This window comes from Gallaecimonas kandeliae (genome assembly GCF_030450055.1).
Taxonomy (GTDB): domain Bacteria; phylum Pseudomonadota; class Gammaproteobacteria; order Enterobacterales; family Gallaecimonadaceae; genus Gallaecimonas; species Gallaecimonas kandeliae.
Genome location: NZ_CP118480.1, coordinates 3,080,506 through 3,094,258 on the forward strand (window position 1 = coordinate 3,080,506; position 13,753 = coordinate 3,094,258).

Annotated in this window: 13 protein-coding genes; 1 reads left to right on the top strand and 12 read right to left on the bottom strand. The window is 62.4% G+C overall.

Annotated features, from left to right (window positions below):
* Positions 1-18: 18 nt before the first annotated feature.
* Complete coding sequence (locus PVT67_RS15165; RefSeq protein WP_301495022.1) at positions 19-753, top strand: DUF481 domain-containing protein; 735 nt, start codon at positions 19-21, stop codon at positions 751-753.
* Here the strand turns inward: PVT67_RS15165 and rlmB are convergent.
* The 12 genes from rlmB to mutL form a co-directional block, all read right to left on the bottom strand.
* A complete protein-coding gene (rlmB, locus tag PVT67_RS15170) occupies positions 741-1,481 on the bottom strand; it encodes a 23S rRNA (guanosine(2251)-2'-O)-methyltransferase RlmB (RefSeq protein ID WP_301495024.1) in 741 nt (246 codons plus the stop codon). The two genes, PVT67_RS15165 and rlmB, sit on opposite strands and share 13 nt — an antisense overlap.
* An 8-nt stretch (positions 1,482-1,489) precedes the next feature.
* Entirely contained in the window at positions 1,490-3,835 is a 2,346-nt protein-coding gene (rnr, locus tag PVT67_RS15175) for a ribonuclease R (RefSeq protein ID WP_301495027.1), read from the bottom strand.
* Between the two features lie 112 nt (positions 3,836-3,947).
* Positions 3,948-4,574 (bottom strand): tetratricopeptide repeat protein, encoded by a 627-nt coding sequence (locus PVT67_RS15180; RefSeq protein ID WP_301495029.1) that lies wholly within the window; start codon positions 4,572-4,574, stop codon positions 3,948-3,950.
* A gap of 85 nt (positions 4,575-4,659) precedes the next feature.
* Positions 4,660-5,955 (bottom strand): adenylosuccinate synthase, encoded by a 1,296-nt coding sequence (locus tag PVT67_RS15185; RefSeq protein WP_301495031.1) that lies wholly within the window; start codon positions 5,953-5,955, stop codon positions 4,660-4,662.
* A 63-nt stretch (positions 5,956-6,018) separates the two neighbouring features.
* The gene (locus PVT67_RS15190) at positions 6,019-6,207 is read right to left on the bottom strand and encodes a DUF2065 domain-containing protein (RefSeq protein WP_301495032.1); all 189 of its coding nucleotides are present in this window, start codon (positions 6,205-6,207) and stop codon (positions 6,019-6,021) included.
* The gene (locus PVT67_RS15195) at positions 6,204-7,364 is read right to left on the bottom strand and encodes an aminotransferase class V-fold PLP-dependent enzyme (protein WP_301495034.1); all 1,161 of its coding nucleotides are present in this window, start codon (positions 7,362-7,364) and stop codon (positions 6,204-6,206) included. The genes PVT67_RS15190 and PVT67_RS15195 overlap by 4 nt, the downstream gene beginning before the upstream one ends.
* A gap of 39 nt (positions 7,365-7,403) precedes the next feature.
* Entirely contained in the window at positions 7,404-8,288 is an 885-nt protein-coding gene (gene hflC, locus PVT67_RS15200) for a protease modulator HflC (RefSeq protein ID WP_301495037.1), read from the bottom strand.
* A 2-nt stretch (positions 8,289-8,290) separates the two neighbouring features.
* The gene (gene hflK, locus PVT67_RS15205; RefSeq protein WP_301495039.1) at positions 8,291-9,436 is read right to left on the bottom strand and encodes an FtsH protease activity modulator HflK; all 1,146 of its coding nucleotides are present in this window, start codon (positions 9,434-9,436) and stop codon (positions 8,291-8,293) included.
* Between the two features lie 21 nt (positions 9,437-9,457).
* On the bottom strand, positions 9,458-10,768 hold the full coding sequence (gene hflX / locus PVT67_RS15210; protein WP_301495041.1) for a ribosome rescue GTPase HflX: 1,311 nt from the start codon (positions 10,766-10,768) through the stop codon (positions 9,458-9,460).
* 22 nt (positions 10,769-10,790) lie between these two features.
* Positions 10,791-11,051 carry an RNA chaperone Hfq gene (hfq, locus tag PVT67_RS15215; protein WP_301495043.1) on the bottom strand — a complete coding sequence of 87 codons (261 nt, stop codon included), beginning with the start codon at positions 11,049-11,051 and terminating at the stop codon, positions 10,791-10,793.
* Between the two features lie 78 nt (positions 11,052-11,129).
* Positions 11,130-12,035, bottom strand: coding sequence for a tRNA (adenosine(37)-N6)-dimethylallyltransferase MiaA (gene miaA / locus PVT67_RS15220; RefSeq protein WP_336407854.1), 906 nt, complete (start codon positions 12,033-12,035; stop codon positions 11,130-11,132).
* 14 nt (positions 12,036-12,049) lie between these two features.
* Positions 12,050-13,753 carry a DNA mismatch repair endonuclease MutL gene (gene mutL / locus PVT67_RS15225; protein ID WP_301495048.1) on the bottom strand — a complete coding sequence of 568 codons (1,704 nt, stop codon included), beginning with the start codon at positions 13,751-13,753 and terminating at the stop codon, positions 12,050-12,052.

The window sequence follows — 13,753 nt, forward strand, 5'->3', positions numbered from 1 at the left end:
CTGATGGGAGGGAGTAAAATGCGTTTTTTGATGTTGGGGCTGCTTTTCTGCTGCCTGCCCAGTTGGGCCCTGGTGCCTCCTTATTACGGTAAATCCAACAAGGACTACCGCTGGGCCGCCGAGGCCGAGGTGGGGCTGTCTTCCACCCGCGGCAACTCCGAGGTGGAAAGCTACAACAGCCGCCTCAAGGTAGGCCTGGACACCGACCGCACCCACCAGGAAGCCACCTTCACCTCAAACTATTCCCGCGACGGCCAGACCACCAGCGCCGAGCGCTACAAGCTGGAGTTGCAGTCCGACGGCAAGTTCTGGCCCAACTATTACGTCTTCCTGCGCGGCTCCCAGCTGTTCGACCGCTTCGGTTCCTACCAGTCGGAAACCACAGTCGCCTCCGGCCTGGGTACCACCCTGTTCAGCCGCCACTACACCTCGATGAAGTTCGAGATAGGGCCAGGTTACCGGTTGCAAAAGGTGCCAGAAGGCAGCCTGGAGAGCGACAACCGCGAAGCCATACTGCGCACAGTGCTCAAATACGAACGGCGCATCCACGAGCGAACCCGCTTCAACGCCGGTATCGAGATGGAGACGGGCAGCGAAAACAGCATAGGCCAGCTGGATGCCTCCTTTACCAACCAGCTGTGGGGCGACCTGGCCCTGAAACTGGGGTTCTACTACCGCTACACCAAGGTGGTAGATCCGGACAAGGCCAACTTCGATACCCAGTCCAGCCTCAACCTGCTTTACACCTTCTGACGCTGGCGGACGATTTCGAAGAGGCAAACGCCTGTGGCTACGGACACGTTGAGGCTGGACACCAGGCCGGCCATGGGAATGGCCACCAGTTCATCGCAGTGTTCGCGGGTCAGGCGGCGCAGGCCCTTGCCTTCGGCGCCCATCACCAGGGCCATGGGGCCTGTGAGTGAGGTGTTGAAGAGCTGCTTGTCGGTTTCACCGGCCGTACCCACTATCCAGATCCCCTGATCCTTCAGCGCCCGCATAGTCCTGGCCAGGTTGGTGACCACCACCAGCGGCATGGTCTCGGCGGCACCACAGGCCACCTTGCGCACCGTGGCGTTGAGGGTGGCGGAATTGTCCTTGGGCACTATGACCGCCGTCACCCCGGCAGCGTCGGCGGTACGCAGGCAGGCCCCCAGGTTGTGCGGGTCGGTCACGCCGTCCAGCACCAGTAACAAGGGCTGCGGGCTTTTCCCCAGAATGTCCGGCAGCTGGTTCTCATTGAAGGCCTTGGCGGCTTTGACTTGCGCCATCACCCCCTGGTGAACGGCCCCTTTGGACTTGTCGTCCAGGGTCTTACGGGCAACCCATTCGATGCTGAGCCCCAGGGCTTCGGCTTCGGCCACCACTTCGGCCAGGCGCTGGTCGTGGCGCTCCCGCGCCACCCAGAGTTTCACCAGGCTTTCCGGCTGGCGGCGCAGGGCCCCATCAACGGCATGAATGCCGAAGATCCAATCCTGACTCATGATGCCCCTTACTTCTTCTTACGGGATTTGCCACCCTTGGGGTGGGACTTCTTCTTGCCGCCTTTGCCGGAAAAACCTTCGGCCAGCACCTTGGCGGCGTCCTTCTTGTCGCCTTTCTTGACCAGCTTGCCGCTCTTGAGGCCTTCACGGACCGAAGGCTTCTTGCTGCGCCCTTCGCTGCCCAGCACCAGATCAATCTTGCGCGAATCCAGGTTCACCGCAGCGACCCGCACTTCGATACGGTCGCCCAGACGATAGCGCTTGCCGCTACGCTCGCCGATCAGGGCCTGGTGGGCCGGATCGAAGTGGTAGTAGTCGTTTTCCAGGCTGGTGACGTGCAGCAGGCCTTCGATCAGCAGATCGTCCAAACGCACGAAGAGGCCGAAGCTGGTGGCGGAGGAGATGACACCGGTGAAAACATCCCCCACATGGTCCTGCATGTATTCGCACTTGAGCCAATCCGACACTTCGCGGGTGGCGTCGTCGGCACGGCGCTCTGTCATGGAGCAATGCTCGCCCATGGCGTCCATCTTCTCTTCCGAGTAGATGAAGCCCCCTTCGGCGGTGACATCTTCCTCGGCCTGCTTGGCCAGCACGGCCTTGATGGCGCGGTGCAGGATGAGATCCGGGTAGCGGCGAATAGGCGAGGTGAAGTGGGAGTACGCCTGCAGCGCCAGGCCGAAGTGGCCACGGCAGTCAGATTCGTACACCGCCTGCTTCATGGAGCGCAGCATCATGGTCTGGATAAGCTCGGCGTCGGGCCTCTCACCCAGCTTGTCCAGCAGGCGGGTGAAGTCCTTGGGCTCAGGTTCCAGGCCGCCCCCCATACTCAGGCCCAGCTCGTTCAGGAACTGATGGAAGTTGGAGATCTTTTCTTCGTCCGGCAGGTCGTGGACCCGGTAAAGGCAAGGCACCTTGTGTTTCTGTACGAACTTGGCCGAGGCGACGTTGGCGAGGATCATGCACTCTTCGATGATCATGTGAGCCGTGACCCTGTGCAGGGGCACTACCTTTTCGATCTTGCGCTCTTCGTTGAAGAGGAACTTGGTTTCCTCTGTCTCGAACTCGATGGCACCGCGCTCGCGGCGGCTGTCCTTGAGGGCACCATAGAGGCGGTGCAACTCCTCGATGTGGGGCAGCACGGCGCTGTACTGCTCGCGCAAGCTTTCGTCGCCGTCCAGCATGGCCTGCACCTTGTTGTAGGTCAGGCGCGCCTTGGAGTGCATCACCGCCGGGTAGAACTTGTAACCGGACAGGTTGCCCTTCTCCGAGACCGTCATCTCGCACACCATGCAGAGGCGGTCCACTTCGGGGTTCAGAGAGCAGAGGCCGTTGGACAGCACCTCGGGCAGCATGGGGATGACCTGGGAAGGGAAATACACCGAGTTGCCGCGGTTGTAACCTTCCTTGTCCAGGGCCGTGCCCAGGCGCACATAATGGGAGACGTCGGCAATGGCGACCCAAAGGCGCCAGCCGCCGCCCTTCTTGGCCTCGGCATAGACGGCGTCGTCGAAGTCCCGCGCGTCCTCACCGTCTATGGTGACCAGGGGCAAGTCACGCAGGTCCACCCGGCCGGCCTTGTCAGCTTCCAACACTTCTTCGCTCAGGCCTGCGATCTCGGCCTTCACTTCCTCTGGCCAGCTGTGGGGCAGGTCGTGGTTGCGCAGGGCAATCTCGATCTCCATGCCCGGCGCCATGTGCTCACCGAGGATCTCCACCACTTTACCGACCGGGCTGAAGCGGGTGCTGGGGCGCTGAGTCAGCTCCAATACCACCACTTGGCCGGCACGAGCACCACCTCGGGCGTCATCGGGAATGAGGATGTCCTGGGCAATACGGCGGTCGTCCGGCACCACATAGCCGATGCCGTCGTCACGGAAATATCGGCCCACCAGTTGCGAAGAGCGGGGTTCCAGCACCCGTACTATGCGCCCTTCCAGGCGGCCACGGCGGTCGGTCTTGATGGCCTGGGCCAGCACCAGATCGCCGCTGAAGGCCTTGTACATCTCGGTTTGGGAAAGGTAGAGATCCTCGCCGCCATCCACCTTGACGAAGCCGAAGCCGTCCGGGTGGCCCTGCACCCGGCCCTTGATGAGGTCCATGCGCTCGGCCAGGGCGTAGGCCTTCTGGCGGGTGAAGACCAGCTGGCCATCCCGCTCCATGGCGCGCAGGCGGCGACGCAGGCCTTCCTGCTGATCCTCGTCGTCCAGATGCAGATGCTTGATCAGCGCCCTCAGGCTCTGGGGGGTACCCAGTTGGCGCATTTCGTCGAGTATGGCTTCCCGGCTGGGAATGGGGTTTTCGTAGCGCTCTGCCTCTCGTTCGGCAAAGGGATCCTTGATGGGGTCGCGCATGGCGTTCTCACTGTCTGAGTTTGGGACCATTATACGCAGGGCAACCGGCGGGCACAGTGCTTCTGTGCCGGCTTTGCCCCTTAATGGTAAGAAAAATGGCGGGTTTTGGCGCTCAGCGCTCGGAAATGCGGGCCACGACAGAAGGAGGCAGCTGTTTTTCCAGGCGGGCGATGAGTCTCTGGGCCTGGCGCCACTGGTCGCGGTTGGGAATGACTGCGTTTTTCAGTTCTTCGAGGGCCTGCTCCCTGTCTTCTGGCACCCCATAACCTTTGCTGGCCAGATCGGCAAAGCGCAGCGTGGCCTTGAGGTAATGGGCTTTATTCGCCATGCGCAGCAGCACCATGGCCCTGTGCATGTCGATCTGCACCCACTTGCCGGTGGCGTAGTAACGGCCCAATTGCTCCAGGGCCTCGGGCAGCCCTTGGTCGGCAGCCTTTTCCATGTAGCTGATGCCGAGGGTGACGTTGGTGGGTACGCATACGCCATAGGCAAGCATGTCGCCCCAGAGGTATTGATAGGCCGGCACCTTGGCCACTTCGGCCCGCGCTTCTATGTCCTGCACCAGCTGGCAGTCATCGTCCAACACCCGGCGCAGGTGCTTGTTGACGGCGATAAGGGACAGCAACTCGTCCTGGCTATAAACCTGGACGGGTTTAACGGCCTGTTCCTTGGGCGCTGTTTCTTCGGCGGCCAACAGGGAGCCACTGAAAGCTAGGAGCAAAACAAGACTGCGCAACATGGGTACCTCCTCGCTACTTATCGGCGAAACCAGCTCCCCCTTTAACGAAAAAGCCGCCTCAGGGGGCGGCTTTTCAGTTCAGCACTTAAGCGAAGGGGTGACGCAGCACCATGGTCTCGACGCGGTCAGGGCCGGTGCTGATGATGTCGATGGGGACACCGGTCAGCTCTTCGATACGCTGGATGTAGGCGCGAGCGGCGGCCGGCAGGCCTTCTACGCTGGTCACGCCGACGGTGCTCTCGCTCCAGCCGGGCATCTCTTCGTAGATCAGCTCGATGTTCTCGAAGTCTTCGGCGGCCAGGGGGGAGACTTCCACCACTTCACCGCTCGGCAGCTTGTAGCCGGTGCAGATCTTGACGGTCTCGAGGCCATCCAGCACGTCCAGCTTGGTCAGGCAGAAGCCGGTGATGGAGTTGATCTGCACGGCGCGGCGCATGACCACGGCGTCGAACCAGCCGGTGCGGCGCTTACGGCCGGTGGTGGCGCCGAACTCCTTGCCCACTACGCCCAGGTGCTCACCCACGGCGCAGTCCAGCTCGGTGGGGAAGGGACCGCCGCCGACACGGGTGGTGTAGGCTTTGACGATACCCAGCACGTAGTCGAGGTGGCAGGGCCCGAAACCGGAACCTGTGGCCACGCCACCGGCTGTGGTGTTGGAGGAGGTCACGTAGGGATAGGTACCGTGGTCCACGTCCAGCAGGGTGCCTTGGGCGCCTTCGAAGAGGATGGGCTCACCGGCTTTGCGAGCCTTGTCCAGCAGGTCGGTGACGTCCACCGTCATGCCCTGGAGGTATTGTGCAACTTCCTTGGCTTCGGCCATGGTTTCCTCGAAGGAAACGGGCTCGACCTTGTAGTACTGGGTCAGCATGAAGTTGTGGTGATCCAGCACTTCCTTAAGCTTCTCGGCGAAACGCTCAGGGTGGAAGAGATCGCCAACACGCAGGGCACGGCGGGCAACCTTGTCCTCGTAGGCGGGGCCAATGCCACGGCCTGTGGTGCCGATGGCCTTGTCGCCACGGGCTTTCTCACGGGCCTGGTCGATGGCCACGTGGTACTTGAGGATCAGCGGACAGGCCTCGGAGATCTTCAGGCGCTCCTTGACCGGCACACCCTTGGCTTCCAGCATGCCGATTTCGCGCATAAGGGCGTCGGGCGCCAGCACAACGCCATTGCCGATCAGGCACTGGACGTTTTCGCGAAGGATACCGGAGGGGATCAGGTGAAGAACGGTTTTTTCGCCGTTGATGACCAGGGTGTGACCCGCATTGTGGCCGCCTTGATAGCGGACGACGTATGCGGCTTTGTCGGTTAGAAGGTCGACTACCTTGCCTTTGCCTTCGTCACCCCATTGGGTGCCAAGGACCACAACATTTTTGCCCATTTTGTCTCTAGGAACGTTGCTTAAAAAAGGATTCTACCAGAAAAGATTATCGGGGTTTAAGGCCTAATGTTTGACCAGCCAGGCTAGTAGCCCACCCAGTACCAGCATGGCGATGCCTATTTGCCTGATTGTCGAGGATTTTTGCCTCGACAATTCGGCCATCAGCAGCCGCCATTTACGCGGCATCAGGGCCGGCCCCAGGCCTTCGAGGACCAGCCACAACGCCAGCAGTTGCCAGAAGATACTGCTCATAGCTCCTTGAGCGCCGAGAGGTCGATGTCCGCCACCTCATGGTAAGGAGCGAAACCGAAACGCAGGCGATTGCCGCGGTAATCGGTATGGATGCCGTGGCTGGCGAGGAAGTCCGCCAGGCGCCCAGTGGCCTCGCCGTCCGCCAGCTCGAAAGTCAGGAAATGGCCGTGATGGCTGAGATCCTGGGCCTGGAGTTGGCCGCGGTGAAGCAGGGGGGAACCTATCTCGTCCAGCTGCGCCAGGAAGGCCTGCTGCAGCTGCTGCACGTGGCCATGAATCGCCTCGACGCTGATGCCGTCCCGTTGCCACCAGTCCAGTACCGCCAGCAGCCGGTAGAGGGCGGAGAGATCCATGGTGGCGCCGGCAAAGCGCAGGCCGTCCTCGGCATAGGCCACCTGGTTGCTGCGGGCGCTGTGCAGGGCGCCGAACTCGGCGTACCAGCCGGTATTGACGGGCCTGAGCTCACAACCCTTGGGCACCGCCATAAAGCAGCAGCCTTCGCCGCCCTGGGCGTACTTGTAGCTGCCGGCGAGGTAAAAGGCCCGCCCGGCGATGTCGCTGATATCCGTAGGCAGGGCGCAGAAGCCGTGGTAACCGTCCACCGCCACCAGGGTATCGGCATCCGGCACCGCATCCACCAGGGCCTTGAGGTCACGCACTGCGAAGCCCGAGTTGAAGAAAACCTGGCTGAAGAACACCAGATCCCAACCGCCCTTGGCGGCTTCAGAGGCGAAGCGCTGTTCGAAATCGGTAAAGGGCTGGGTAGGCACCCGCACCACTTCGGCCAGGCCGCCCTCTTCCAGGCGCAAGCATTGGCGGCTGAAGGAATGGAATTCGCTGTCGGTGGTGAGGATGCGCCACTTACGGCTGCTCGGCAGGCAGGACAGCAGCCGCACCACGAACTCGTGGGTGTTGGGCGCGAAAGCGAGTTGCGCGGCATCCGGCAGCTTTAGGATGTGGGCGATATGGGCCTGGACGGCGGGTACCTTCTCACGGAAGAAGTAACCCCATTTATCGTCCACATAGCGGGCTGTGTCGTCCCAATAGGCCAACTGGGCCTCGCGGGTCACGTCGGGCCAGTAATGATGGCTGTGGCAGGCGTAGTGCTGCTGGCCCTGGTGTTGGGCCAGGAAGCGGCTGTAGTGTTGCTTGAGCATGGCTCCCCCAAAGAAAAGCCCGGCGAACCGGGCTTATTGTTATTTTTTCTTCTCCGGTCCTTTCATGTAACGGAAGAAGTCGGAATCGGGCTTGAGCACCATGACGTCTTCCTTACTGGCGAAGCTCTTCTTATAGGCTTCCAGGCTGCGGATGAAGCTGAAGAATTCCGGATCTTGGCTATAGGCCTTGGCGTAGATGTCGGCGGCAGTGGCGTCGCCCTCGCCGCGCAGGGTACGGCCATCGCGTTCTGCCTGGGCCAGTATCACTGTCACCTTGGCGTCGATGTCAGCGCGGATCACCTCGGCCTTCTCCTTGCCTTCAGAGCGGTGCTTCTTGGCCACGGCGTTACGCTCGGCCCGCATCCGGTTGAAGATGGAGTTGGAGATCTCGGTGGGCAGGTTGATCTGCTTGACCCGCACATCTATGACGTCGATGCCGAGCTCCTTGGCGCTTTCCTTAACCTGTTTGAGGGCATCGGCCATCACTTCGGAGCGCTCACCGGAGACGATGTCGGTGATGGTGCGGGTACCGAACTCGCTGCGCAGGCCGTTGTTGATCTTGCGCTTCAAGAGGTTCTCGGCGTTGGCGATGTTACCTCGGCTGGTGGAGTCGTAGAACTTGCCGAAATCGGCAATGCGCCACTTCACGTAGGAGTCGACGATAAGGTCCTTCTTCTCGGAGGTGACGAAGCGGTCCTGCTCCCCTTCCAGGCTCTGCAGGCGGGCATCCAGCAGCCGGACCCCATCGATGACCGGCACCTTGAAGTGCAGGCCTGGGGTGAAGACCACCGGCTTACCCTCGGCGTCGGTCACGACGCGCTGGAAGCGCAGCAGCAGGCCACGTTGGCCTTCGGAGACCACGAACAGGGAGCTGTAGGCAAGGAGGGCGCCCAGCAGGGCCACTATGACGGTGAAACGTTTCATACTCAGTTCCTCCCCGTACGGCCGGCATTACGATTGACGGCACGGGGGTCTGTGCTGTCGTCATGGTTCAGGCTGGTCTTGCCCTGATTCTTCTGGATCCGCTGCAACTCGTCGCCCTGGTCGGCGCCGGCGGCGCCTTTCTGGTGCTCGAGGATCTTGTCCAGTGGCAGGTACAGCATGTTGTTGGCGTCGCTGTCCACCAGGATCTTGGAGCTCTTGCCCAGCACCTGCTCCATGGTCTCGATGTAGAGACGGTTGCGGGTGACCTCGGGGTTGGCCTTGTATTCGGGGAGCAGCTTGTTGAAGCGGGCGACTTCACCCTGGGCCTTGAGCACCACCTGCTGTTTGTAGGCTTCGGCTTCCTGGCCGATGCGGATGGCCTTGCCGCGGGCTATGGGCTCCACTTCGGAGGCATAGGCCTGGGCTTCACGGATGTAGCGCTGCTCGTCTTCCTTGGCGGCGATGGCGTCGTCGAAAGCGGCTTTGACTTCATCAGGGGCGCGGGCGGACAGGAAGTTCACGTCCTCGATACGGATCCCCAGGTGGTACTGGGCTATGGTCTTCTCGATGAGATCCCAGGTATCGCGGCGCACCTGCTCACGGCCGGTGGTGAGGATGTCGTCCATGGTGTTATGGCCCACCACGTAACGCAGCGAGGCATCCACCGCCTGGCTCAGGGAGTCCACGGCGTCGGTGACATTGAAGAGGTAGTGCTGAGGCTCAGTGACCTTGTACTGCACCTCGATCTCCACCCTGACCACGTTCTCGTCCTTGGTCAGCATGAAGCCGGAGGACGGGATGGAACGGACGGTGCGGGTGTCGACGGGGTAGACGCGGTCGATGAAGGTGGGTTTCCAGTGCAGGCCTGAGGGCACCGTCTCGCTGTATTGGCCGAAATGCAACACCACGCCCTGCTCGGCGTTCTTGATGGTGTAGAAGCCGGAGAGGCCCCAGACGGCGGCGATCAATACCAGGATCAGCAGGAAACCTGCCCAGGAGAAGCCGCTGTTGCCGCCGCCGAAGACGCCGCCCATACGGGAGCCGAGCTTCTTCATCATCTCGTCGAAGTCCGGCGGCCCCTGGTCTTTACCACTGGGCTTGCCCCAGGGATCCTTATCCTTGTTGTTGCCCGGCTCATTCCAAGCCATTGTCTTCTCCCAACGATTTCTCTAGTGAATCACTTTATCAGCAGGGTCTGGGACGATAAAGCGCCTTGGCCCGTCCATTCCCTGCTTGTTGAGGCGCTGCCAGTCGATATCCGGCATCCGCACCGAGACCAGCCAATTGCCTTCTTCGTCTATGGATTCCGCCGTCACCGCCTGCAGGGCGAAGAGATCGGCCCGCAATTTGCCCTGGGTAGGGGGCAGCTGCAAGGTGCCGGCGAAGATGTCCTGGGCCACCAGTTCGCTGAGCGCCTGGTGCAGCAGTTCCAGCCCCTGGCGCTTCTGCGCCGACAGCCAGACGGCAACAGGTTTGCCGTCGTCGCCCCTGTCGATGCGGGGGGCCACGTCGTCCAGCTTGTCCAGTTTGTTGTAGACCATCAGCACCGGCACTTCGTCGGCCTCTATTTCCTTGAGCACCGAGTTGACCGAGCGGATGTTGTCCGCCGAGCGTTCGTCGGCGGCGTCCACCACGTGCAGCAGCAGGCTGGCCTCGCGGGTCTCTTCCAAGGTCGCCTTGAAGGACGCCACCAGGTCGTGGGGCAGGTGGCGGATGAAACCGACGGTGTCGGCCAGCACCACAGGGCCCACGTCCGCCAGCTGCACCCTGCGCAGTGTCGGATCCAGGGTGGCGAACAGCTGGTCGGCGGCGTAGACCTCGGCGCTGGTCAGGGCGTTGAAGAGGGTCGACTTGCCGGCGTTGGTATACCCCACCAAAGACAGGGTGGGCACCTCGCGGCGGCTGCGGGCACGGCGGCCCTGGCCACGCTGCTTCTCCACCTTTTCCAGGCGCTTCTGGATATGGTCGATGCGGTCGCGCAGCAGGCGGCGGTCGGTTTCCAACTGGGTTTCACCTGGGCCGCGCAGGCCGATGCCGCCCTTCTGGCGTTCCAGGTGGGTCCACCCCCGCACCAGGCGGGTGGATAAATGCTTGAGCTGGGCCAGCTCGACCTGGAGCTTGCCTTCGTGGGTGCGGGCCCGCTGTGCAAAAATGTCCAGGATCAGGGTGGTCCTGTCCAAAACACGACATTCGAAGAGCCGCTCGAGGTTACGCTCCTGGGCAGGGCTCAGGGCATGGTTGAAGATCACCACCTCGGCGCCAAGGGCGCGCACCGCCTCGGCCACTTCTTCGGCCTTACCGGTACCTATGTAGTATTTGGGATGGGGGGCTGCGCGACGGGTGGTGACCACGGCCAGCGTGGTGACACCGGCCGAGTCAGCGAGCATTTTCAGCTCGTCCAGGTCTTCCCGGTCTGACTCGGCGGTAAAATCCACGTGAACAAGGACAGCCTGTTCGCCTGCTTCATAACGGTCAAACAAGCGTTGACTACCTCACTGGGGATTAGGCGTTCTCTTCAGCGCCACCGTTGTTGGTACCAGCGGCATATTGGTGCATGGACACGGGGCGTGCCGGCACCACTGTGGAGATCGCGTGCTTATAAACCATCTGGCTAACGGTATTTTTGAGCAATACGACGAATTGATCGAAAGACTCGATCTGACCCTGCAACTTGATGCCGTTCACCAGGTAAATGGACACTGGTACGCGCTCCTTGCGCAGTGCGTTCAGGAAAGGATCCTGCAAAGATTGCCCCTTAGCCATGTTGAAATTCCTTGTTGTGATTTAGATGTAGTTATTTCAAACGATTAGACCGCAACAGCCACTAGTATGAACCATCATTCAAGCGGGATCTAGTTCACAAAGAAGCCGTGCCAGGTTATCTGGAGCGCCGGTTTCAAGGCGCAATAACGGCCACTTCCAGCCATTTAGCCATGTGCATTGGCGTTTTGCCAACTGCCCAGTAGCGATGATGGCTTTTTCCACCGCCTCATCGAGGCTGCATTCCCCGTCCAGAAAGGCCCAGAGCTGTCGATAGCCGACGCAGCGTACAGAAGGCAACTGGGCGTGTAAATCAGACCTTTGATGGAGACGTCTTACCTCGTCCAAGAAGCCTGCCGCCATCATCTGTTCGAAACGCAACCGGATGCGCTGGCGAAGCACAACGCGGTCTGCGGGCATGATAGCGGCCTGAACTGTCCTGTAGGTGAACGGCGCTCCTGGCTGACGGGTCAGTTCGGTGAGGCTTTGGCCCGTCAGGCGATACACCTCCAGGGCCCGGCTGAGGCGCTGGGGGTCGTTAACATGGATGCGCGCTGCCGCTTCTGGGTCTATGCGCCCCAGCTCCTGGTGCAGCGCCTCCCAGCCCTTTTCGGCCGCTTCCCGCTCTATCTCCGCCCTCACGTTAGCATCGGCCTTGGGCAGGGGGGACAGCCCTTCGAGTAGCGCTTTGTAGTAGAGCATGGTCCCCCCCACCAGGACCGGCATCTTGCCCGCCGCCAGGGCCGTATCGATAAGGGGCTGGACGTCGTCCACGAAGTCCGCCGCCGAATAGCTCTCGGCCGGGTCCAGGATGTCGATGAGGTGGTGCGGGTAGCGGGCCAGCTCGGGCTGGCTGGGCTTGGCCGTGCCTATGTCCATGCCTTTGTAGATAAGGGCAGAGTCGACGCTGATGAGCTCGCAGGGGCGGGCGTCATAGAGGGCCATGGCCAGGTCTGTCTTGCCGGAAGCGGTAGGCCCCATCAGCATCACTACGGGCAGGGTCAAGGGTGTTTCTCCAGCAAAGATTGGATATCCAGCGGCCTGGCCAAGGCGTCTTTTTGTTCTTCGTCCAGGGCCTGCCAGAGGCCAGGGGCCTCTGGCCAGCGTAGCCGGCGCGGACATTGGCCGAGGATGGCAGCCAGAGCGGCGAGGGGCTCAGGCCCGTCGAGGGCCGCCAGCCAGCCTGGCAGCCAGAGGCCGGGGTCCAGCTCGCGAAGAGGCGCAGGCAGGGCCCGCACCATCAGCCGGCCTGGGCCGCTCTGGTGCAGGTCCAGGCCCCAGGCGGCCAGTTGGGCTTGGTGCTGTTCGGCGCTGTCCAGCAAGGCCTGCTCCAGCGGCATGGTGACCGGCAGCAGCAGCGGCTGGGGGGCGGCACCGGCCGCCATCTTGGCCACCGCCTGCTGCGCCCAGAGCGGCAGCAGATCGACGGTGCAAAGCCGCCCCTTGTGGCCCAGCACCAGCCAGCGCCCCCCTTCCAGATGCAAAGGGGCACCCAGGGCTTCCGCCTGGGGTTCGGGGGCTTGCGGGCGCGGCGCCTGCCAGCGGGAAAAGGCGTTGATGGCTTCCTGGACCTCGCTGCGGCTGGGGCTGGTGGCGGCTGTGGCCCTGGGGCTCCAGTACCCCCCTGTCGAAACGCTCTGCCGCGGGGCCTGGGGCGGGGAATAGGGCTGGGCCGCCCAGGGATCCTTTTCGGCCTGGGCTTCTGGCAGGGCCTGCTGGACCTGGGCCAGGGCATCGCCCAGGGTGCGGGCGATAAAGTCGTGGACCAGGCGGGCGTCGTGAAAGCGCACCTCGTGCTTGGCGGGGTGGACGTTGACGTCCACCTGGCTGGCCGGCAGCTCCAGGTAGAGCACATAGGCGCCGTGCTGCCCTTCCCCCAGCACTGGGCCGAAGGCTTCCCTGACCGCATGGTTGATCAGCTTGTCGCGCATCATGCGGCCGTTGACGTAGCAGTACTGCAGGTCTGGGTGGTTGCGGGGCGCCTCGCTGAGCCAGCCCCAGAGCCGCAGCTGCTGGTGGCTGTTGTCGATGGCGATGAGGCCCCGGGCGAAGTCGTTGCCGCAGACGGCGGCAAGCCGGGCCTGATAATCGCCGTTTCTCGCCGGCGGGTACTGGCGCACCACCTTGCCGTTGTGGCGCAGCACCAATGCCAGCTCCATGCGCGACAGGGCGATACGCCGCATCAGTTCGTCGATATGGGCAAACTCGGTCTTCTCGGCCTTGAGGAACTTGCGCCTGGCCGGGGTATTGAAGAAGAGGTCGTGCACCTCGACGGTGCTGCCGACCGGATGGGCGGCGGGGCTCAGCTGGACCGCCATGTCGCGGCCTTCGGCCTGGGCCGCCCAGGCCTCAGGTGCATCCACCGCCCTGGAAGTGAGGGTCAGGCGGGAAACAGAGGAAACCGACGCCAGGGCCTCGCCGCGAAAGCCAAGGGAAACGATGGCTTCGAGATCGTCCAAGCTGGTTATCTTGGAGGTGGCGTGGCGGGAGAGCGCCAGGGTCAGCTCGTCCTTGGGGATACCGCTGCCGTTGTCGCGCACCCGGATCAGGCGATGACCACCCTTGTCGATGTCCACCTCGATGCGGCTGGCACCGGCATCGATGCTGTTTTCCACCAGCTCCTTGACCACGGACGCGGGCCTTTCCACCACTTCACCGGCGGCGATCTGGTTAGCCAGCCGGGCTGGCAATATCTGTATGGGCAT

Coding starts and splice junctions, on each gene's coding strand:
- PVT67_RS15165 (WP_301495022.1), top strand. CDS start 19: ATGCGTTTTTTGATGTTGGGGCTGCTTTTCTGCTGCCTGCCCAGTTGG.
- rlmB (WP_301495024.1), bottom strand. CDS start 1,481: ATGAGTCAGGATTGGATCTTCGGCATTCATGCCGTTGATGGGGCCCTG.
- rnr (WP_301495027.1), bottom strand. CDS start 3,835: ATGCGCGACCCCATCAAGGATCCCTTTGCCGAACGAGAGGCAGAGCGC.
- PVT67_RS15180 (WP_301495029.1), bottom strand. CDS start 4,574: ATGTTGCGCAGTCTTGTTTTGCTCCTAGCTTTCAGTGGCTCCCTGTTG.
- PVT67_RS15185 (WP_301495031.1), bottom strand. CDS start 5,955: ATGGGCAAAAATGTTGTGGTCCTTGGCACCCAATGGGGTGACGAAGGC.
- PVT67_RS15190 (WP_301495032.1), bottom strand. CDS start 6,207: ATGAGCAGTATCTTCTGGCAACTGCTGGCGTTGTGGCTGGTCCTCGAA.
- PVT67_RS15195 (WP_301495034.1), bottom strand. CDS start 7,364: ATGCTCAAGCAACACTACAGCCGCTTCCTGGCCCAACACCAGGGCCAG.
- hflC (WP_301495037.1), bottom strand. CDS start 8,288: ATGAAACGTTTCACCGTCATAGTGGCCCTGCTGGGCGCCCTCCTTGCC.
- hflK (WP_301495039.1), bottom strand. CDS start 9,436: ATGGCTTGGAATGAGCCGGGCAACAACAAGGATAAGGATCCCTGGGGC.
- hfq (WP_301495043.1), bottom strand. CDS start 11,051: ATGGCTAAGGGGCAATCTTTGCAGGATCCTTTCCTGAACGCACTGCGC.
- miaA (WP_336407854.1), bottom strand. CDS start 12,035: ATGCTGATGGGGCCTACCGCTTCCGGCAAGACAGACCTGGCCATGGCC.
- mutL (WP_301495048.1), bottom strand. CDS start 13,753: ATGCCCATACAGATATTGCCAGCCCGGCTGGCTAACCAGATCGCCGCC.